Source organism: Streptomyces sp. NPDC000878, from assembly GCF_053599695.1.
Map to the genome: position 1 here is coordinate 343,236 of NZ_JBSFMT010000002.1, position 19,485 is coordinate 362,720.

At 70.4% G+C, this 19,485-nt stretch carries 16 protein-coding genes and 1 tRNA gene; 8 read left to right on the plus strand and 9 right to left on the minus strand.

Annotation, left to right across the window (positions count from 1 at the left end; genetic code table 11):
- Positions 1-59: 59 nt before the first annotated feature.
- Positions 60-695: a DedA family protein gene (locus ACWDR4_RS03285; RefSeq protein WP_450403204.1), complete on the plus strand. Its 636-nt coding sequence runs from the start codon at positions 60-62 to the stop codon at positions 693-695.
- Between the two features lie 274 nt (positions 696-969).
- Positions 970-2,958 (plus strand): ricin-type beta-trefoil lectin domain protein, encoded by a 1,989-nt coding sequence (locus ACWDR4_RS03290; protein WP_450403207.1) that lies wholly within the window; start codon positions 970-972, stop codon positions 2,956-2,958.
- Positions 2,959-3,089: 131 nt separating this feature from the next.
- On the opposite strand, the gene ACWDR4_RS03295 is transcribed toward ACWDR4_RS03290, so the two are convergent.
- Positions 3,090-3,332 carry a DUF2277 domain-containing protein gene (locus ACWDR4_RS03295; RefSeq protein WP_450403210.1) on the minus strand — a complete coding sequence of 81 codons (243 nt, stop codon included), beginning with the start codon at positions 3,330-3,332 and terminating at the stop codon, positions 3,090-3,092.
- A gap of 80 nt (positions 3,333-3,412) precedes the next feature.
- Here ACWDR4_RS03295 and ACWDR4_RS03300 point away from each other — a divergent pair, with 80 nt between their 5' ends.
- Positions 3,413-4,342 (plus strand): ketopantoate reductase family protein, encoded by a 930-nt coding sequence (locus ACWDR4_RS03300; protein WP_450403213.1) that lies wholly within the window; start codon positions 3,413-3,415, stop codon positions 4,340-4,342.
- Positions 4,343-4,452: 110 nt separating this feature from the next.
- Here the strand turns inward: ACWDR4_RS03300 and ACWDR4_RS03305 are convergent, their stop codons facing one another.
- Entirely contained in the window at positions 4,453-5,280 is an 828-nt protein-coding gene (locus ACWDR4_RS03305) for a chitosanase (RefSeq protein ID WP_450403216.1), read from the minus strand.
- A gap of 186 nt (positions 5,281-5,466) precedes the next feature.
- Between ACWDR4_RS03305 and ACWDR4_RS03310 the strand changes: the two genes are divergently transcribed.
- The gene (locus tag ACWDR4_RS03310; protein ID WP_450403219.1) at positions 5,467-5,838 is read left to right on the plus strand and encodes a hypothetical protein; all 372 of its coding nucleotides are present in this window, start codon (positions 5,467-5,469) and stop codon (positions 5,836-5,838) included.
- Positions 5,839-5,844: 6 nt separating this feature from the next.
- Here ACWDR4_RS03310 and ACWDR4_RS03315 read toward each other — a convergent pair whose 3' ends face one another.
- Together ACWDR4_RS03315 and ACWDR4_RS03320 are read right to left on the minus strand one after the other, a co-directional pair.
- Entirely contained in the window at positions 5,845-7,395 is a 1,551-nt protein-coding gene (locus tag ACWDR4_RS03315; protein WP_450403363.1) for a serine/threonine-protein kinase, read from the minus strand.
- A 150-nt stretch (positions 7,396-7,545) separates the two neighbouring features.
- Positions 7,546-7,620, minus strand: a tRNA-Val gene (locus ACWDR4_RS03320).
- 222 nt (positions 7,621-7,842) lie between these two features.
- Here ACWDR4_RS03320 and ACWDR4_RS03325 point away from each other — a divergent pair.
- Together ACWDR4_RS03325 and ACWDR4_RS03330 are read left to right on the plus strand one after the other, a co-directional pair.
- On the plus strand, positions 7,843-8,634 hold the full coding sequence (locus tag ACWDR4_RS03325; RefSeq protein WP_450403222.1) for a DUF4097 family beta strand repeat-containing protein: 792 nt from the start codon (positions 7,843-7,845) through the stop codon (positions 8,632-8,634).
- Between the two features lie 133 nt (positions 8,635-8,767).
- Positions 8,768-10,219: a hypothetical protein gene (locus ACWDR4_RS03330; protein ID WP_450403225.1), complete on the plus strand. Its 1,452-nt coding sequence runs from the start codon at positions 8,768-8,770 to the stop codon at positions 10,217-10,219.
- Between the two features lie 84 nt (positions 10,220-10,303).
- Here ACWDR4_RS03330 and ACWDR4_RS03335 read toward each other — a convergent pair whose 3' ends face one another.
- The 3 genes from ACWDR4_RS03335 to ACWDR4_RS03345 form a co-directional block, all read right to left on the minus strand.
- Positions 10,304-11,500 (minus strand): amidase domain-containing protein, encoded by a 1,197-nt coding sequence (locus ACWDR4_RS03335; RefSeq protein ID WP_450403228.1) that lies wholly within the window; start codon positions 11,498-11,500, stop codon positions 10,304-10,306.
- Positions 11,501-11,644: 144 nt separating this feature from the next.
- Entirely contained in the window at positions 11,645-12,952 is a 1,308-nt protein-coding gene (locus tag ACWDR4_RS03340) for a hypothetical protein (RefSeq protein WP_450403229.1), read from the minus strand.
- Positions 12,953-12,992: 40 nt separating this feature from the next.
- The gene (locus ACWDR4_RS03345) at positions 12,993-14,873 is read right to left on the minus strand and encodes a transglycosylase domain-containing protein (protein WP_450403364.1); all 1,881 of its coding nucleotides are present in this window, start codon (positions 14,871-14,873) and stop codon (positions 12,993-12,995) included.
- 332 nt (positions 14,874-15,205) lie between these two features.
- Between ACWDR4_RS03345 and ACWDR4_RS03350 the strand changes: the two genes are divergently transcribed.
- The gene (locus ACWDR4_RS03350) at positions 15,206-15,430 is read left to right on the plus strand and encodes an FmdB family zinc ribbon protein (protein WP_450403232.1); all 225 of its coding nucleotides are present in this window, start codon (positions 15,206-15,208) and stop codon (positions 15,428-15,430) included.
- Positions 15,431-15,491: 61 nt separating this feature from the next.
- On the plus strand, positions 15,492-16,181 hold the full coding sequence (locus tag ACWDR4_RS03355) for a DedA family protein (protein ID WP_450403235.1): 690 nt from the start codon (positions 15,492-15,494) through the stop codon (positions 16,179-16,181).
- A 7-nt stretch (positions 16,182-16,188) separates the two neighbouring features.
- Here the strand turns inward: ACWDR4_RS03355 and ACWDR4_RS03360 are convergent, their stop codons facing one another.
- Together ACWDR4_RS03360 and ACWDR4_RS03365 are read right to left on the minus strand one after the other, a co-directional pair.
- Positions 16,189-16,995, minus strand: coding sequence for an HAD family hydrolase (locus tag ACWDR4_RS03360; RefSeq protein WP_450403238.1), 807 nt, complete (start codon positions 16,993-16,995; stop codon positions 16,189-16,191).
- Positions 16,992-19,475: a phosphoribosyltransferase gene (locus tag ACWDR4_RS03365; RefSeq protein WP_450403242.1), complete on the minus strand. Its 2,484-nt coding sequence runs from the start codon at positions 19,473-19,475 to the stop codon at positions 16,992-16,994. Before ACWDR4_RS03365 ends, ACWDR4_RS03360 begins: the two co-directional genes overlap by 4 nt.
- Positions 19,476-19,485: the final 10 nt, after the last annotated feature.

Below are 19,485 nucleotides of genomic sequence, written 5' to 3' on the forward strand. Positions count from 1 at the left end.
CTCCCCCGCGAGGTAGCGGCACGGGATCGGGCGAACGGGGGAGTCACGGGGAGTCTGCGGTGCTTGAGAGTGTGGGGTCACTGACCGGGACCCCGTGGATCTACGCCCTGGTGGGCGTGTCCGTCCTGTTCGACGTCCTCGTACCGGTACTGCCGAGCGGAGTCCTGGTCATCACGGCCGCCACGGCTGCCGCCGCCGGTTCGGGCGCGGCCACCGGACAGGTTGCGCAGGAGGTCCCCGACATCCTCGCGCTCACCCTGTGCGCGGCCACGGCATCGGTCCTCGGCGACCTGGTGGCGTACCGGCTGGCCTGGCACGGCGGGGCCCGACTGGACCGTGCGATCGCCCGCTCCCGGCGCCTGACCAGCGCGCAGGAACGTCTCGGCCAGGCCCTCGCCCACAGCGGCGGCATCCTGGTCGTCGTCGCCCGCTTCGCCCCGGCAGGCCGCTCGGTCGTCTCCCTGGGCGCCGGCGCCGCCCACCGCCGAGTCGGCGAGTTCCTCCCCTGGTCCATCGTGGCGGGCCTGGCCTGGGCCGCGTACAGCGTCGCCCTCGGCTACTTCGGCGGCCAATGGCTCGGCGCAACCTGGCTGGCAACGGCCGTCTCGGTAGCAGCCCTCTTCGGCGCGGGCGCGGGAGCAGCATTCCTGATGCGCCGCCCACGGGTGACGGGCGGCCAAGGGGCCCCTGTTTAACGGACATTGAGGAGACGCGCCCGATAGGGGCGCGGGGAACTGCGCGACAAGCCACAACGAGCAAGCACCCGCCAACGCACAGAACCCCCCACCCCTCCAGGCGCCCCAACCCCCGTAGGCACCCCAATCCCCGCCCGAATTCCCCCGGTTGAGAAAACCCCTTCTGTCACAACCGTTGACTTCACCGTCCCCCGGCTCTAATTTCAGCGCGCCCCCCCAGCGTTCGGTTCGCCGATCGCCGTTCGAAATACCGACCAAGCCCTCCGGGAGCCGCATGTACCCCCCGCCGCGCTCATCCCTCTTCAGACGCACAGCAATCCGAGCCCTAGCCCTGGCAACAGCGGCAGCAGCAGCCCTCGTCTTCGCCCAACCACAGGCCGACGAAGCCACCACGACCCTCGACAACACCACCCCCGTCGCCGCCTCCACCCGCCAGATCCCCGTCCCCACCGCCCCCATGGGCTGGGCCTCCTGGAACAGCTTCGCGGCGGTCATCGACTACAACGTGATCAAGGGCCAGGTCGACGCGTTCGTCGCCGCGGGCCTTCCGGCGGCCGGGTACAACCACATCAACATCGACGAGGGCTGGTGGCAGGGGACTCGGGACAGTGCCGGCAACATCACCGTCGACACGGCCGAGTGGCCCGGCGGTATGAGCGCCATCGCCGACTACATCCACAGCAAGGGCCTCAAGGCCGGCATCTACACCGACGCAGGCAAGGACGGCTGCGGCTACTACTACCCGACCGGCCGCCCCGCCGCCCCGGGCAGCGGCAGCGAGGGCCACTACGCCCAGGACATGCTCCAGTTCTCCCAGTGGGGCTTCGACTACGTCAAGGTCGACTGGTGCGGCGGTGACGCCGAAGGGCTCGACGCGGCGACCACGTACAAGGCGATCAGCGACGCGGTGGCCACCGCGTCCGCCACCACCGGACGCCCGCTCACCCTCTCCATCTGCAACTGGGGCTACCAGAACACCTGGAACTGGGCCCCGGGCCTCGCGCCCCTGTACCGGACCAGCACCGACATCATCTTCTGGGGCAACAGCCCCTCGATGTCGAACATGCTGTCCAACTACGACCAGGGTCTGCACCCCACCGCCCAGCACACCGGCTACTACAACGACCCGGACATGCTGATGGTCGGCATGACCGGCCTCACCGCCGCCCAGAACCGCACCCACATGGCGCTGTGGGCCATCTCCGGCGCCCCGCTGCTGGCCGGCAACAACCTCTCGACGATGACCGCCGAGTCCGCCGCGATCCTCAAGAACCCCGAGGTCATCGCCGTCGACCAGGACGTGCGAGGCCTCCAGGGCGTCAAGGTCGCCGAGGACACCACGGGCGCACAGGTGTACGGGAAGACGCTGTCCGGCACCGGCAAGCGTGCCGCCGTGCTCCTCAACCGCACCTCCTCCACCCAGAACATCACCGTCCGCTGGGCCGACCTGGGCCTGACGAGCGCGTCCGCGACCGTCCGTGACCTGTGGAGCCGTACGAACATCGGCTCGTACGCCACCGGATACACGGCCAGTGTCCCGGCCGGCGGTTCGGTCATGCTCTCGATCACCGGCGGCACGGAGGCGGCGACCAGCGCGTACGAGCCCAACTCCGCCGCCACCTACACCGCCGTGAACGCGGCGAACACCGGTCTCGCGGTCGCCGACTTCACGTACACGAACAACACGAGCACCGCCCGTACGGCGACCCTCCAGGTCAACGGCCAGACCTCGACCAAGGTGTCCTTCCCGCCGACCGGCTCGACCCCGGGCACGATCTCCGTCCAGGTCTCCCTCTCCAAGGGCGCCGCCAACACGCTCGCCGTCACGAACGGCCCGACCCTGGGCACGCTGACCGTCCAGCCGGTGCCCGGTACGAACGGCAACCTGGTCGTCGGCACCCAGTCGAGCCGCTGCCTGGACATCTACAACAACACGATCACCAACGGCACCCAGGCCGAGCTGTGGGACTGCAACGGCGGCCGGAACCAGGCCTGGACGTACACCTCCCGCAAGGAACTCGTGGTGTACGGCAACAAGTGCCTGGACGCCTACGACAACGGCACGACCAACGGCACGAAGGTCGTCATCTGGGACTGCCACGGCGGCAACAACCAGAAGTGGAACGTCAACAGCGACGGCACGATCACGAACGTCAACGCGGGGATCTGCCTTGACGCGTATGGCGCGGGCACGGTGAACGGCACGCAGATGGTGCTGTGGGCCTGTGGCACTGGGGACAACCAGAAGTGGAGCTTGAGCTGACGGCTCCGCCGGTTGGGTGGTCCTTTGGCTGCCGGCCGGTGGGGGCTGGTCGCGCAGTTCCCCGCGCCCCTTAAGAGCGGTGGCGCGACGCGTGTCCCAGGACGCGTAAAAGCGGCAGCTCGGCGTGTGTCCTAGGACGCGCGCCGAGTTTCTGTCGTACCACCCCCGCCACGGACCTCGATCCCGGCGAGCAGCTCGGCCGTGGCCGTCGCGATGGCGTCGACGGCGTGTTCGAAGACCTCGCGGTTGTGGGCGGCCGGCGCCCGGAAGCCGGAGACCTTGCGGACGTACTGGAGGGCGGCGGCCCGGATCTCGTCCTCGGTGGCCTCTTCGGGGAGGACGGGCGGGCGTAGGGTCTTGATACTGCGGCACATGACTCCAGTCTCGCGCGTACGAGGGGACAGCGCGGGTCTGGACGGGAATAGGGCCGGTCACCGGCCGGATTGTGCAGTACATGACCTCCACCGAGCGCACCCCGGCCACCCCCCTCACCGTCGCCGTACTGGGTCCCGGGGGCGTCGGCGGCCTCCTCGCCGCCCTGCTCTCCCGGGCCGGGCACCGCGTGCTCTGCCTGGCCGGGGACGAGACCGCGCGGACGCTGCGCGAGGACGGAATCCGCGTCCGCAGCGGCCGGTTCGGGGAGTTCACGGCGGCGGTGGACGCGGCGAGCGGGCTGACGGAGGCGTCCGGCCCCGTCGACGCGATCCTCGTCACCGTCAAGCACACCCACCTCGACGCGGCCCTGGAACGCGTTCCGGCGAAGGCGCTGGGCGACGCCCTGGTCGTACCGTTCCTCAACGGCGTCGAACACCCGGCCGCCCTGCGCGCCCGCTACGGCGCCGACCGCGTCGCCCCGGCCGTGATCCGCGTCGAGTCGACCCGTACGGCACCCGGCGTGATCGAACACGCGAGCCCCTTCGTCGAGGTCGACCTGGCCGGCGACCCGGTGCCGCGCGAGCGTCTCGACGCGCTGGCCAGCGGCTTCACGGCCGCCGGACCGGCCACCCGCGTCCTGCCCGACGAGACGGCGGCGCTGTGGGCGAAGATGTCGTTCCTCGCCCCCTTCGCCCTGCTGACCACCCGGTACGGGCTCCCGCTGGGCGACATCCGCACCCGCCACCGCGACGAACTGACCGCCCTGGTCGAGGAGACGGCGGCGGTGAGCCTGGCCTCCGGCGGCCCCTCGGACCCCGCCCAGGCCCTGGCCCGCTACGACGACTTCGCCCCGGCCACCAGGTCGTCGATGCAGCGCGACGCCGAGGCGGGCCGCCCGCTGGAACTGGACGCGATCGGCGGGGCGTTGCTGCGCGCGGCCGAACGGCACGGCGTGGACGTACCGGTGGCGACACGGGTGGTGCGGGAGCTGGCGGCCGGGGCCCGCTGACCCTCCTCGCCCTCACCCTCATCCTCGTTCTCGTTCTCACCCTCCCCGACGGCACAGGACGGTTGTCCTGTGCCGTCGGGGTTCGCGTGGCCCGTGGACCGACCCGGGTGTCAGCCGATGTGGTAGCTGTCCCCGTAGACCTTCCAGTCCAGCGGCGGATCCAGGTTCAGGTTCCGCGCCCTGAGGAAGACCCGCTGAGCGGTGTCGACGCGGCTCGTGTCCGAGTGGGCCTCCTCCTGTTTCATCGCCCAGACCCGGGCGTCGAGGAACGCGTTCAGATACGTCACCTCGTCCCCGCCCCACGCCGGCGGGTTGGCGTTGGCCAGGGCCCGGCCGCGGATGCTGCCGAAGCTGGTGCTGTCGCCTCCGTTGCCGTGCATGACGATGGCGTCGTAGTACGCGAACTGGCCCAGGACGCCGATGCCGTCCGCCTTGCCCTGCCCGACGGCCGGGTTGAAGTAGACGCGGTCGCGTTCGTCGTTCTGCGCCTGCCGGAACGCCCCGTCCCGGGCCGCGCTCCGCCAGGCGTCGGGGAAGCCCGGGTCCAGGCCCTGGTGCGAGTCGCCGCCGTTGACGTCGCGCAGCGCGGGCAGGTATCCGGCCAGGACGTTGCCGGGCCGGCGCCGGGCGTAGAGCTCCACGAGGTCGAGCATGTCGCCGGTGCCGGAGCAGAAGCCGATGATCCCGGCGGTGTAGCCGCGGCCGTCGCCGATGTCCTCGATGTACTGGTACTGCGCCTGCCAGTCCAGCGAGGAGTTCTCCGCGCTGGACACCAGCCGCATGGCGATCTCCTTCTTCGCCGGGTCGTCGAGACCGACAGCCGCGGAGATGGCGGTGGCGGTGGCGGACTGGGCCGCCACGAGGGGGCCGGCCACGAGCGAGGCGCCTATCAGAGTGAGCAGGGCGCGGCGTGAGGTGTGTACATGGGGGGTGTGCACGGTGCCTCCGAGTGGGGTTCGGTAGTTCACGCGTTCTGTTAGGAAAGTTTCCTACCAGATTTTAAAGATGACGCATACCCGTCAAGCGAGACGGGGGCGAACCGATCTCACTCGTTCGCGTGAAGACCGGGAGGAAGTCCCCGAAGGAACTCGCATCCCAAAATCGAACAGGCGTACCATTGCCGCGTGGCGACGACCTATGACTTCCCGAGTGACCTCCTGGCCGGTCAGGAGGAGCTGCATCAGGTCCGGGCCGAGCTGTCGGCCCTGCTGAAGCGGCTCCCCTGGTCGGTCGAGCCGCTGGACGGTTTCAGTGACACCGGCGGCTGGCGCAAGGTGGAGCGCCCCGCCTCACCGGGCTGGACGGCCGACGAACAGGCCGAGGTGGAGAAACTGCGGCGCCGGGAGCACGAGCTGGCGGTGTTCGTGAGCGGCCACCGCTTCTGGGCCCAGGTCACGGGACCGGACCGGGTGGACGCACGCACGCGGCTCAAGCACGCGCACGAAGAGAGAAAAGACGGCGATGAGGGAAAAGACGGCGAAGACAGCCGTAAGTGACGACCCTCAGGACGTGGACGTGATGCGGAAACCTTCCCGCACCCGGTCGAAGACCGGCCGGTAGGTGTCCCACTGCTTCTCGGGCGCCGAGACGTAGATGTCGTACTCCCGGCCGCCCTCCTGCCCGAAGCCGAGGTTGATGGCGTGGAAGACGCGCTCCCGGCCCTCGAAGGTGAACTCCCAGATGGCGCCCTTCTGGCCCCGGTACGTCGTGCGCTGCATGTAGAGCTTGCGGTACCTGCCCCCGGGATAGTTGAGCTTCGTGTTCGCCTCGATGTCCTTGAAGTGCGCCAAGGTGTCGCCCGCGGGGTCCACGATGCCGATGGTGAGGCCGGTCAGCCGGGTCGGGTCTACGTAGATGACGTCGCCGGACGTCCGCTTGCTCAGCGTCCAGCCGTCCGGCACCGGGAAGGCGACGCCGAGCGCCTTCTCCGTGACCAGGTGGTAGCCGTCGGGGACGGGCGAGGGCGCGTACGTCGGAGTGGGACTCGTCGCCGAACCCGCGCTCCGCGTGCTGTCCTCGCCGGGCGAGTTCGCGTAGTAGAGGCCGCCCGCCGTGGCCCCGGCGACCAGGATCACCGCGACCGCGCTCCAGAGGACGGTGCGGCGCCCGCGCCTGCTGCGGGGCGGTACGGGGGCTGCCTTCGCGGCGCCGGTCCGCCTCCGGGTACCGCCGGTACGGTCGGGATCTGCGCCCGGTATCGACACCGGGACGGACGCCGTCCACGCGCGCGGCTGCGTGTCCTCGGTCACCGCCCGCAGCGCCAGTTCCGTCTCCTCCGCCGAGGGCCGCTCGGCCGGGTCCTTGGCCAGCAGGGCCGTGATCAGCGGCTCCAGCGGTCCGGCCAGCTTCATCGGCTCCACGGGTGCGGTGACGATGGAGTACGCCGTCTCGACCGGCGTCAGCCTGCGGAACGGCGGACGCCCTTCCACCGCCTGGTAGAGGGTCGCGCCGAGCGCCCAGAGATCGGAGGCGGGGCCGGGGACGTCGCCCTGGATGCGCTCCGGTGCCATGTAGTCGATGGAGCCGACGATCTCGCCGGTCCGGGTGAGGGTGCTGGTCCCGGTCGCGGTGGCGATGCCGAAGTCGGTGAGGACGACCCGGCCGCCCTCGGTGAGCAGGACGTTGCCCGGCTTGACGTCACGGTGCAGTACGCCGGCCTCGTGAGCGGCCCGCAGCGCGCCGACCATGCCCCGGCCGACCCGGGCGGCTTCCTCGGGCGAAACGGTTCCCCCGCTCTTGAGCAGGGCACCCAGGGTGGTGGAAGGGACGTACTCCATCACAATGCAGGGCAACCCGTCGTCCTCGACGACGTCATGGACGACGACCACGTTCGGGTGCGCGATCCGGGCGGCGCTCTGTGCCTCGCGGCGGGTGCGCTCGTACATCAGGGCCAGCTCGTCGTCGGCGAACCGCGAGTCCTCGTGCAGCCGCTTGAGCGCGACCCGGCGGTTGAGCATCTCGTCGGCGGCCAGCCAGACCGTGCCCATACCGCCACGGCCGATCTGCTCGGTCAGCCGGTACCGCCCGGCGATGAGCCGTCCCTCGTCCGACACCTGCGACACGGCAAACCCTTCTGATCCCACCGTCACTGCCGCTCACGATAACCGGCGTGCGCACGGGGCCGATCCGAAGGTCACGTTCACCACACTCGCCACACGAAGAGGCCCCCAGGCAGAACCGCCTGGGGGCCTCTTACTTGATCCTGGTGGGCGCGGACGGTTTCGAACCGCCGACATCCGCCTTGTAAGGGCGGCGCTCTACCACTGAGCTACGCGCCCAGGACGAGTCGTCAGCCTACATTGCCCGGGGCACTGCCTCGCAAACTCGTATCCGTCCCGGAGATCCCCGGGCCAGGTCTCGGGGGTTTTCCCCCGTATAGATCGGGGAGCGTCCCGGATGCCCTGGTGGGCGCCCGCTCCGTACGGTCGAAGAGTGTCGCAGGGCCGCTTCACCGATCGCCGATCATCGGTCCCGCGTTCGCCCTCAGGGGGAGAAGGACCATGACCCGATCAGCAGTTCAGCGCACCCGTACCCGCACCCGTTTCGTCGCGGTCACCGGTGTCGTGGCCGCGCTCGTCGTCACCGCGTCGGCCTGTGCCTCCGCCGGGGACGACAAGGATCCGGAGCAGCGTTCCTTCGCCTTGCAGGGGCGCACGCTCACCGTCGACTCGAACGACTCCGCGCTCGACATCGTCGCCGCCGACTCGAACAGCTCGGGCCGGATCGAGGTCACCCGCTGGTTCCAGGGTTCCGTCACCCTCGGCAACGACCCCAAGGTGACCTGGTCCATGGAGGACGACCGGCTCAGGCTGCGGGTGAAGTGCTCCGGCGTGGTCGCCGACTGCGCCGCCAAGCACCGGATCGAGGTCCCGCGCGGTGTCTCCGTCGTCGTGCGGACCGGGGACGGGAGCGTCACCGCGCGCGGCTTCGACCGGGCTCTCGACATCCGCTCCGAGGACGGCTCGGTCACCGTCAAGGACTCCACCGGCCCGCTGAAGCTGCACACCGACGACGGTTCGATCCGAGCCCTGGACGTGCGCTCCCAGCAGGTGCGGGCGCACTCCGAGGACGGCTCGGTGCGGCTCGAACTGGCCTCCGTACCGGACCTGGTCGAGTCGAGCAGCGACGACGGCTCGCTCACGATCGAGCTGCCCCGCGAGACGTACCGCGTGACGGCGGACTCCGACGACGGCTCCGTGAAGGTGTCCGTGCCGCGCGACAAGAGCAGTGCGCATGTGGTGTCCGCGAAGACGCAGGACGGGAGCATACGGGTGCGGGCCGCCGGCGAGTGAGCCTCGCGGTGGCCCGGTGCTCGCCCCGGTGTACGACCGGGTACGCGTAGCGCGAACCGACCGGGCCGTGTGTTCGTCCTCAACCGGTGGGAGAATGAACCGGGCAGGGCAGATCACAGCACGGGAGAGGGATGTGACGGCGACCAATTCTGAGCCGTACACGCCGATTGCGCCGCTTGCGTCACGCGCGCACCAGTCGCCCCGTCCCCAGGAAAACACTGCACCGCACCGCCCGTACGAGGCCCGCCGCACCGGCGTGCGCGCCGCCGCGCGGGATGCGCTGACGCTCGTACTGCTGCCGTTGCCGCTGCTCCTCGCCCTGCCCGCCTCGTTCGCCGGGGGTGGTACGCGGCGGTGGTTCGGTGGGCGGGCCGAGAGTCAGCGGGCCGAGGCGCAGGCCGCGAAGGACGCCGCCGCCGCTGCCTTCTACGAACTGGACACCGCCCAGCGGGATCTGCGGATCTCGATAGAGACCATCAAGGCCGTCGACGACACTCCCGCCGCCCGGCGCGCGGTCGCCGACTTCGAGGGGCTCGGGCACCGGATCGACGAGGCCAGCGGTCAGTACATCAACGCCGTGGACGCGCATGATCTCGACCGTGACGATCTGGAGGCCTCGGCCGCCAATCAGGCCCGTGCCGAGCTGACCCGGGCCAAGGAGGAGCTGGGGCGGGTCAAGCAGGACCTGGACCGTTTCGCGGACGGGCTCGGGCCGCTGCTCGGCAAGGCCGAGACCCAGCTGGCCCGGCTCGCGCCCTCCGTGGAGCGCGCCCGCCAGTCCCTGCTGGCCGCCTCGAACGCGTTGGACGCGGCACGGGGGTCGGGGCTGCGGGCGGACGACCTGGCCGCCCGGCTCGCCGCCCTCGGGCCCGAGCTGACGCGGCTCAACCAGGGCGCGGGGCAGCACGGCGTACCGGACACGCTGGAGCGGGCCGACCGGGTCGCGCGTGAGGCGGAGGCGGTGCGGGCGGAGGCGGAGCGGCTGCCGGAGCGGGCGGCCGAGATCGACCACCGGCTGGTGTCCCTGCGTACCCGCGCGGAGGCGCTGACCACCCGGTCCGGGCAGGTGGAGCCGGTGCTGAGCGAGTTGCGGCGGCGGTTCTCGGCGGCGTGCTGGCAGGACCTCCAGCATGTGCCGGACGAGGCCACGGATCACGTACGGCAGGCCGAGGCGAGGCTCAAGGAGGCGCAGACCGCGCGGGACGCGCAGCGCTGGCCGGACGCGACGGCGCTGCTGTCGACGGTGCGGGCGCTGCTGAACACCACCGACGAGGCGGTGTCGGCGGCCGGGGAGCGGCTGCGGCGGCTGAACGCCGTACAGAAGGATCCGCAGGGCGAGATCGACCGCACGCGCTTCGCGATCCGGGACGCGCAGCGGCTGGCCATGTCGGGGCGCAACACACCGGACCCCCGGGACGCCCGCCCGCTGGACCAGTCGGTGGCCCGGCTGGAGCGGGCGATCGCCTCGCTGGAGGGCCGGCACCCCGACTACTGGCACTTCCTGACGGAGACGGAGGCCGTGCGGCAGGCGGTGGCGGGTGTGGTGTCCCGGATCCGGGAGGAACGCGGGACCACCGCCCACTGAGCGCACGTGCCTGGCAGAGGGGGCCCGCCGCCCCGGCCCGGGATCAACCGGGGTTGAGGGGCCGGAGCGGCGGAACCGGGTCGGTCAGGTGCGGTAGGCGTAGTACCAGGCGTTCGGTTCCGACGCGATGATGCTCGTCAGCGACCTGCGGTAGGTGTTGGCGGAGTGGTAGGTCAGGTACGGCACGCCCTGGGCGTCGCGGTACGTGACGATCATCGTGTGGTCCTTGGAGCCGTCCCGCTCGAAGTCCATCTGGAGGACGTCACCGACGTCCAGCTGGTAGACGTTCGCGAGGCTGGTGGTGCGCTTGGAGTTCTGGGCGAACCAGGACCACTCGTTGACGCCGACGAACGAGTCCGACTGGATCTCGGCGTTGCCGAACCACTTGGTGTAGTCGTAGACGTAGCCGGGGGCGTGCTTCCAGCCGCCGGCCTTCAGGGACTGGCTGACGAAGTTGGTGCAGTCGCCGCCCGCGCCGTGCCCGTTGAAGTTGGGGTAGTCGGGGTTGTAGGTGCTCCAGTACTTCTCCGCGTACGTCGCCATCGCCTTGTAGTCGAAGGCGCCGCCGGTGAGCTTCTTGACGTTGGCCGGGGCCGGGCGGGTGGTGGCCGCGCGGGGGGCGTTGGGCATGGTGTCGTCGGCGGCAGCCACGGTGGCCACCCTGGCGGCGGCGGACGGCTGGTTCACCGCGACGCCTGCGGCCACATCGGTGTTCCGGATGCCCGTGAGCTGCCAGTCGCCGCGCGCGCCGGCGGTGAACGTCAGCTCGTGGTGGGCCTGGAAGCCGGTGGTCGCCGGTTCGTCGCCGCGGACCTTCTCGTAGGTCAGGGTCGTGGTCTCGGTGACCTCGACCTTGGCCGTGGCGCCCTGGAGACGGGTGTTGCCCAGGGTCACAGCGGTGTCGGCCTTGCTGTACTTCTCGCCGAGCGCGGCGAGGCGGTCCTTGCGGGTCTCCAGCGAGGACAGGGCGGCGCCCTCGCTGCGCGCCAGCGCGGCGGACAGCCGGACGGCACCGGAGAAGCCGTTGGTCAGCGGCTCCTTCCGGTCGCGGTCGCCCTGCCCGCCGTCGACCAGCGCGTCCGTCCGGTCGGTGAGGACCGCGTCGGCCAGGCGCTGGAAGGTGGCCCTGGTCTGCTGGTCCACCGTCGGGACGGCGGAACGCGTGGTCGCCGCGCTCGCGCTCGCGACCGGCAGCAGCGCCGCTCCCGCGGCGACCGAGGCAGCCGCCGCGACGACTATGGCGGCACGGCTGCGCGTACGGCCCATGTTCCTTGACTTCACGAATGTTTCCCCTCTTGCCCCGGCAATGGGGGATGCCGGGTCGTGGAATTTTTGCATGCCCTGTGAAGGTCCTGTGAACGGGGATACCCTTTGCAGGTAAGGGAGTTGACGAACCGTCAGGTCAGGACGGTCACGTCACGGCGGTCACTTCACGACCGTCGACCAGTCCGGCGACTGCGCCGGGTCCAGGCCGCGCAGCCGTTCCAGCGTCGCCGGGGTCTGTACGTCGAGCCAGTCGGCGAGTTCCTTGAAGGAGACGCACTTGACGTCCGCCTTCGTGCACATGGCCGCCATGACCTCGTCGACGGCCTTCATGTAGATGCCGCCGTTCCACTCCTCGAAGTGGTTGCCGATGAACAGCGGGGCCCGGCTGCCGTAGTACACGCGGTCGAAGCCGGCCATGTAGGCGTCGACGGTCTCCTGCTGCCACTGCGAATAGTTGGCCGGGGCACCGTCGGTCTCGCCGTCGGACTGGTTGTAGAGGAAGTTGAAGTCCATGGAGAGGCCCTGGTAGTCGCCGCCCTCGTACGGAAGCATCTGCAGCGGGAAGTCCCAGATGCCGTCCTTCTTCGCCGGCCAGATCTGGAAGTCACCGGCGGAACTGGCGTCGTAGCGCCAGCCGTAGCTCTTGGCGGCCTTCAGCAGGTTCTTCTGGCCCTCCAGACAGGGGGCGCGCCCGCCGGTGACCTCCTCCTTGAAGTCGAAGGGCAGCGGGTCGAGGTCGGTGTAGCCGGTGTTGGTCTTCCACTTCTCCACGAAGGAGAAGAACTGGTCGATCTCGCTCTTCCACTCGGCGACGCTCCAGTCGCCGCCGCCCTTCTCGCCGCAGAAGTGGCCGTTGAAGTGGGTGCCGATCTCGTTGCCCTCCTTCCATGCCTCGCCGAGCTGCTCCAGGGTGGTGCGGATGTGGTCGTCGGTGGCGTAGCTGATCGCCGCCGACCCCTTGGCGTGCTGCGGGGGCTTGTAGAGGTCCGCCTTGCTCTTGGGCAGCAGGTAGATGCCCGTGAGGAAGTACGTCATGTGGGCGTTGTACTTAGCGGACATCTCCCGGTAGTGCGCGAAGAGTTCGTCGTCGCCCGCGAGTGCGCCGTCCCAGGAGAAGACGACGAACTGGGGTGGTTTCTCACCGGGCTTGAGCGGCACCGGCTTCAACCGGCCCTGCTGCGGCCCGGTGTACGAGGTGGAACCGTCCCCCAGGACCTTGGTCCTGCCGTCCCACTTCGGTTCTTCGGTCGCCTTCGCGGAGGCTGTCACGGTTCCCCCGTGCCCCACGGTGGCGGTCGGTGCGGTGCGGTCGGTGCGGCCCAGCGTCAGGTATGCGGCGGTCAGTGACGCGAGTGTCACGGACGCGACGGTCAGGAACGCCGCGATCCGCGGGCGACTGGTGGCGGTGACGGGGGCGGGGGGAGGCGCTGCCGGGGCCTTGCGACGGCGGCCCGACGGTTGTCTCATGTGCTGCTCATTTCGAGGGGGGTGGGGGCCCCGCCGGTGGTCAGCCGAGCGGGCCCATGGCGCCTGACCAGATGTCGTACGGAACGCTGTCGTCGGCGGTGCCGGCGAGGCCCTTCAACGGCAGTGGTTCGAGGCTCTTGGTCAGGTCGATGCGGTAGACGACGACGGCCGTGGACACGAACTCGTGCGTGCCGACGTACCAGGAGGCGGTGTCGTCCGGTGTGGTGCCCGCCTTCCCGGCCACGTCCGCGTCGGCGGCCGCGGCGGCGGTGGGGTGGGCGGTGCGGAAGGCGTCGGTGAGCGCCGAGGTGACCTCCGCGGCCACGTCGGCGCCGATCGCGCGGGTCGGGGTGGGGGTGTCCAGGGGGACGCCGAGGCCGTTGCGGGTGACCTTGCGGACCGAGTACGGCTCGGTGCGCTTGCCGCCGGCGATGAAGGTGGTGTAGCCGCCGGCCATCCGGATCGCGCTGGGCGTGGAGGTGCCCGTCGACAGCGCGGGCACCTGCGCCCCGATGCTGGAGGGCAGCAGCCCGGCGGCCTCGGCGGTCGTACGGACGTTGTCCAGGCCGGTGTCCATGCCCAGCTGCATGAACGGCGTGTTCACGGACAGCTCCAGCGCCCGGTGCAGGGAGATCTGCCCGTAGGACAGGTCGCCGTCGTTGCTGGCGGCCACCTTCCTGCCGCTGCGGTCCCAGTAGGGGCCCTCGGGCGTGGTCACCGGCACGTCGTCGTTCCCGTCATACAGGGACTCTCCAGTGACACGTGTCGTCTGTTCGTCCCGGCTCTTGGTGACACCGTGCTCCAGGCCGGCGGCGTACACGAACGGCAGGAAGGCCGAACCGGCGGGCACGGTGGTGGAGTTGGACTCGTTGTAGCCCTGCGTTCGGTGGTCGGGGCCGCCGTAGACCGCGAGGATCCGTCCGTCGGTGGTGACCGAGGCGGCGCCGTAGTGCGCGGTCTTCGCCGCCTCCGGATCGTCCTTGACGGCCTGCGCGCGGGCCTTGGTCACGGCGTCGGCGAGCTTGCGCTCCCGCCCACGATCGAACGTCGTGTAGACCTGATAGCCGCCGAGGTCGAAGTCCTTGTCGGAGATCCCCCCGGCCTTCTTCGCGTACTGCGAGGCCACTTCCACCAGGTAGTCGGTCTGCTCACCGGTGTCGTACAGCGGGTTGCTCTTCAGCGGCTCGGGGAACTTCGTGTACGTGGCCCGCTCGGCCTTCGTCAACCTGCCGATGTCGACCATCCGGTCGAGGGTCCAGGACCAGCGCTCGACGGCGCGGGCCCGGTTGGCGCTGCTCAGGGTCGGGTCGTAGAGGCCGGCGCCCTTGAGGAGGGAGGCGAGGAACGCGCCCTCGCCCGCGTCGAGTTCGCTGACGTCCTTGCCGTAGTAGGCCTGGGCGGCGCGCTGGATGCCGTAGCAGCCGCGGCCGAACCAGCTGGTGTTGAGGTAGCCCTCCAGGATGTCGTCCTTGCTCATCCGGTTGTCGAGCTTGAGGGCGATCATCGCCTCGGTGAACTTCCGGCTGACCGTCTGGTCCTGGCTGAGGTAGACGTTCTTGACGTACTGCTGGGTGATCGTGGATCCGCCCTGGGTGTCACCCTGGCCGACGGTACGGAAAAGGGCGCGGCTGATGCCCTTGACGGAAATGCCGGAATCACTGTAAAAACTCGCGTTCTCGGCGGCGAGCACCGCCCAGCGGACATCCTCGGGTATTTCGTTCAGCGGCATCTCCTGCCGCTGAACCCACCCCGTACGGGCCATAGGAGTCCCATCGGCCCAGAAGTACACATTGTCCTGCTGGGTGGCGTACGAGTTGAGGTTGTCGGGAATGTCGGTGGCCGCGTAGGCGATGCCCAGGAGCAGCGCGCTCAGCCCCACGGACGCGACCGCGCCGCCCAGCCACTGCCGCCAGGACGGCATCCAGCGCCGCCAGCCGGTACGGCCGGGGCGCGGATACTTCGGCACAAGGAGGGAAAACCTGCGGGCTTTACGAGCTAATCGGGCTTTACGCCTGTTTCCCGGGGCGGATATCCGCAATTGCAGAGTGGCGTCCGATTCACCCGATTCCTGAGTCACCGCACACCTCTCCGCACTCCATGAAAACCCCGAATTCCCCGACCTCACGACTCATCGCGGCGCACACAAATTATCAGTGATCTTCGCAGGTTCTCCACATACAGAATGAACAAAAAGGATCACGATCGAAACCACCGGGCTCCGCGCCACGAGCATGTGGGGACTAACCTGTCCGCATGCCTCGCTACGAGTACCGCTGCCGCACCTGCGGCGACACGTTCGAACTCAGCCGCCCGATGGCCGAGTCGGCCGCCCCCGCGGACTGCCCCTCCGGTCATGACGACACCGTGAAGCTCCTGTCGACGGTGGCCGTCGGCGGCTCGGCCTCCGCCCCGTCGCCGGCACCCCGAGCGGGCGGTGGCGGCGGAGGCGGTTGCTGCGGCGGAGGCTGCTGCAGCTGAGAGCCTGCCACCCCTAGGGAGCTTCAGGGTCCCTTCAGGTCGGGTTCCCTAGCGTGGCCGTATGACGACAGCCACGCCGGGCGCGCCCGCATGGGTCGCCGACCTCATGGACACGCTGGGCGCTCCCGGCGCGGGCCTCGCCATCGCGCTGGAGAACCTCTTCCCGCCGCTGCCCAGCGAGGTCATCCTGCCGCTCGCCGGATTCGCAGCGAGCACGGGCCAGATGAGCCTCCTCGCCGCGCTGCTCTGGACCACGGCCGGCTCGGTCGTCGGCGCGCTCGCTCTGTACGGCGTCGGCGCGCTCCTCGGCCGCGACCGCACCGTCGCCCTCGCCGCCCGGCTGCCGCTGGTCAAGGTGACGGACATTGAGAAGACCGAGGCGTGGTTCCTGCGACACGGCACGAAGGCGGTGTTCTTCGGCCGGATGATCCCCGTCTTCCGCAGCCTGATCTCCGTACCGGCCGGCGTAGAACGCATGCCCCTGCCCGTCTTCCTCACCCTCACCACCCTGGGCAGCGCCCTGTGGAACACGGCCTTCGTCTGCGCGGGCTACTCGCTGGGCGACAACTGGACCGAGGTGACGGCAGTGGTCTCCGCGTACTCGAAGGTGGTACTGGCGGTGGCGGCGGCAGCGCTGGCCACCTTCGTCACGCTACGAATCAAACGCCGCACACAGCAGGAGCGCCCCAAAGGGGCGCGGGGAACTGTGCGACAAGCCACGACGGCGCAGCAGCCACCCGACAACCCCTAACAGCGCACTACCGCACCTCGCGCAGGAACTCCCGAAGAATCCGCTCCCCCGCAGCAACCCCCCGCTCGGGAAGCGCGGTAACCGTCTCAGCCGCCCACTCCGTATCCGCCAGCTCCCCATGCCCCGGCCGCCAGCCCCGATCGGCAGCAAGAAGCAGATCCGCGTCGAGCAGAGAGTCACCGGCAGCAAGAGTGAGCGTCGCCCCAGAACGCCGCGCGACCTCGCGCATCGCCGCACTCTTGGTGAGCGGCTTCGGCACGGCGTAGATCTTGCGGCCCTGGAGCGAGACCGTCCAGCCACGGTTCTCCGCCCAGACCGCCAGCTCCTTCACCCACTCCTCGGGCAGCAGCTCGCGCTCGACGACGAGATAGGCGAAGAAGTCCTCGGCGACCCGGTGCTTGCGTACCCACAGCGGGTCGGCGGTGGCGGCGAGATGGTCCCGGACCTCGTCCAGGGACGCGCACTCTTCCGCGAGCCGTGCCTGCACCCCCGCGTGCCAGTCCTCGTCGGCGACGCCGTCGACGAGGATGTGCCCACCGTTCGCGCAGATCGCGTACTTCGGTGCCGGGCCCGGCAGGTTGATCCGCTGGTACTGCTTACGGGTCCGGGTGGTCGTCGGCACGAAGACGGCCGCGTCGCCGAGTTCGGTGAGCAGTCCGGCGGCCGTCTCGGTCATGTAGGACAGCGGCCGGGTCTCGTGCACCTCGACGCAGAGCAGCCGGGGCGCGCGGGCGTCCGGCATGGTCAGCGCGAGGGCCGCGGCGGAGTAGATGAGCGTACGGTCGAGATCGCTGGCGACGAGGACGGGGCTCATACCGACACCGCCCTGCCGTTGGCACCGGTCGCGCCGCGCGTGTACTTGGGGTGGATCAACCCCACGCAGGTGTACGGGAGTTCGGCCACCTCCTCGACCGGTACGCCCCGCTGTTCGGCGAGCAGGCGTACGTGGTCGAGGTCGGCGCCCGCTCCGGCGCGGGCCAGGATCTTCCAGGGGACGCGGCGCAGCAGTACCCGGGTGGTCTCGCCGACGCCGGGCTTGACGAGGTTCACGTCGTGGATCTCGTACTCCTCGCTGATCCGCTCAACTGCCGCCCAGCCCTCCCAGGTTGGCGTGCGGTCGGCGGCGAGCAGTTCCTTGGCCGAGGAGTCGACGGCGTCCGCGACCTCGGGGAAGCGGGCGGAGACGGCGTCGAGGAAGTCCACCGAGACATCGGCGCCGGCGAGTTCGCGGTAGAACTTGGCGCCGTGGAAGTCGTTCGGCCCGACCAGGTCCGCGCGGAGCACGGTCCGTGAAATCAGGCCGGACACCGTCGAGTTGAGGCAGGCGGACGGGATGAGGAAGTCCTCGCGGGTGCCGTACGTCCGGACGCACGAGCCCGGGTCGGCCAGTACCGCGATCTCCGGGTCGAAGCCGGTGATGCCGTCGGAGGCCTCGAACTCCTCGATGGCGTCGGCGAGTTCGCGGGTGATGGCGCCCTTGCCGGTCCAGCCGTCGACGAACACGACGTCGGCGGGGTCGTGGTGGGCGGCGAGCCAGCGCAGCGCGTTGGCGTCGATGCCCCGGCCCCGGACGATCGAGACGGCGTAGTGGGGCAGTTCGAGCCCGTGCCGGTGCTTGGCCCAGCGGCGCATCAGCGCGCCGACCGGAGTCCCCGCCCGCGCCAGCGACACGAGCACCGGACGCGGCGAGCGCTCGGCGAGCACCAACTCCGTTACGGCGCCCACCGCTTGGGCGATGCGGGCGGCGGAGGTGTCGAGGGCGGCGCGGAACAGCTCCTGGTAGTGGTCGCTGGGCTGGTACTCGACCGGCAGCGACTCGGCGTAGTGGGCGCCGCCCGCCTGGATCGCCTCCTCGCGCTCCTCGGTGGGCGCCTCCAGGCTGACGTCCGAGAGATCCCGCAGCAGCCAGCCGACCTCGTCCGGTGGGTACGAGGAGAACGCGGGTCCGCGGAGGGGCTCGGGCAGCATGGCGGGCCTTTCGGAAACGTGCGGGCGTGCGGGTACGTACGAGGGGACGACGGCGAGCACGACGTTCGGCGTGTGCGCGGCGAGCGTGGCCAACAGGCCGTCGGGGGCGTGGAGTTCGGGCGTGTCGGCGGCGGAGTCGACCACCGCGACGACGGCGTCGAAGCCGGCGCCCGCCACGTTGTAGGCGTAGCGCTCGCCGGGCCCGTCGGCCGGGTCGTCGTGGGCCGGGAAGACGAGGCGGCTGCGGATGGCGTAGCCCGGGTCGTCCACGGCGAGGACGGGTGAGCGGGTTGTCGTCGAGTAGCGGACCTCGACGCCCTCTATCACCTGCTCCAGCTCTCGGGCGAGGCGGAGGGGGGCGTACATCAGCTCTTCGAAACCGAGGACGAGGATGCGGTGGGCGTCTGTGGGGAGGGTTTCGGCGAGCCTTGCGGCCATCGCCGGCAGCGCGCTCTCCAGGCGTATTCGGTGCCCCGGCGTGAACCCGTGCCGTCCGCCGTCGGGCAGGCGTACGGGCCAGCGCAGATCGACTCGGGTGGGGCGGTTGTGTGGCGGGTGCGGGTCCGTTGTGGCTGGTCGCGCAGTTCCCCGCGCCCCTGGGTGGGGATTCTCGTGCCCTGCGACCAGTGCTTGCCCCTTCTCCAGCACCCCTTCGGGCAGGTCCACGGTGCCCTTCACCGCTGCCACGAGGTCGACCTGGGCGCCGATCTCGTCGGCGAACTCGGCCAGGCGGGCCACGTCCGCCGGCGCGCGCATGTCGACGAGGGCGACTATGACGTACCGCTCGCGCGGGTAGCGCTCGTGCAGGGCGCGGATGGTGTTGAGGACGGTGTTGCCGGTGGAGAACTCGTCGTCGACGAGGACCAGTGGGCCGGGGCCTGCCAGCAGTGCGGGGTTCTCCGGGAGGAGCAGGTGGGAGGTGGCGTGCGAGTGGGACTCCTCGAAGCCGCCCGCCGAGGCGACGCCGTCGACGGGGCGCCGGGTGGAGTGGAGGTAGGGCGCGAGGCCCACGCCGTCGGCGACGCAGTGGCCGAGCCCGGTGGCCGTCTCGGCGTACCCGAGGACGACGGCGCGCCGGGACTCGTCGGCGCCGAGCAGCTCACGGACCCGCTTGCCGAGGGCGAAGCCGTGGCCGTAGACGACGGCGGGCGACTGCGGGACGTGCTTGCCGAGCACGTTCGACACCAGCAGGTGCGCCCGCTTGGGGTTGCGCCGCAGGGCGAGGCCGAGCATCTCGCGCAGCTCGTCGTCGCCGACCAGCTCGACACCGAGCCGCTCGGCGACCCAGGTGCCGGACCAGACCCCGTTGTGCACAGCGTTGTTCATGAGTCCCTAG

What these genes read in the sequence shown, in the direction of transcription:
- ACWDR4_RS03290 (WP_450403207.1), top strand. Translation starts at nt 970, where the DNA reads ATGTACCCCCCGCCGCGCTCATCCCTCTTCAGACGCACAGCAATCCGA.
- ACWDR4_RS03295 (WP_450403210.1), bottom strand. Translation starts at nt 3,332, where the DNA reads ATGTGCCGCAGTATCAAGACCCTACGCCCGCCCGTCCTCCCCGAAGAG.
- ACWDR4_RS03300 (WP_450403213.1), top strand. Translation starts at nt 3,413, where the DNA reads ATGACCTCCACCGAGCGCACCCCGGCCACCCCCCTCACCGTCGCCGTA.
- ACWDR4_RS03325 (WP_450403222.1), top strand. Translation starts at nt 7,843, where the DNA reads ATGACCCGATCAGCAGTTCAGCGCACCCGTACCCGCACCCGTTTCGTC.
- ACWDR4_RS03340 (WP_450403229.1), bottom strand. Translation starts at nt 12,952, where the DNA reads ATGAGACAACCGTCGGGCCGCCGTCGCAAGGCCCCGGCAGCGCCTCCC.
- ACWDR4_RS03345 (WP_450403364.1), bottom strand. Translation starts at nt 14,873, where the DNA reads ATGCCGTCCTGGCGGCAGTGGCTGGGCGGCGCGGTCGCGTCCGTGGGG.
- ACWDR4_RS03350 (WP_450403232.1), top strand. Translation starts at nt 15,206, where the DNA reads ATGCCTCGCTACGAGTACCGCTGCCGCACCTGCGGCGACACGTTCGAA.
- ACWDR4_RS03355 (WP_450403235.1), top strand. Translation starts at nt 15,492, where the DNA reads ATGACGACAGCCACGCCGGGCGCGCCCGCATGGGTCGCCGACCTCATG.
- ACWDR4_RS03360 (WP_450403238.1), bottom strand. Translation starts at nt 16,995, where the DNA reads ATGAGCCCCGTCCTCGTCGCCAGCGATCTCGACCGTACGCTCATCTAC.
- ACWDR4_RS03365 (WP_450403242.1), bottom strand. Translation starts at nt 19,475, where the DNA reads ATGAACAACGCTGTGCACAACGGGGTCTGGTCCGGCACCTGGGTCGCC.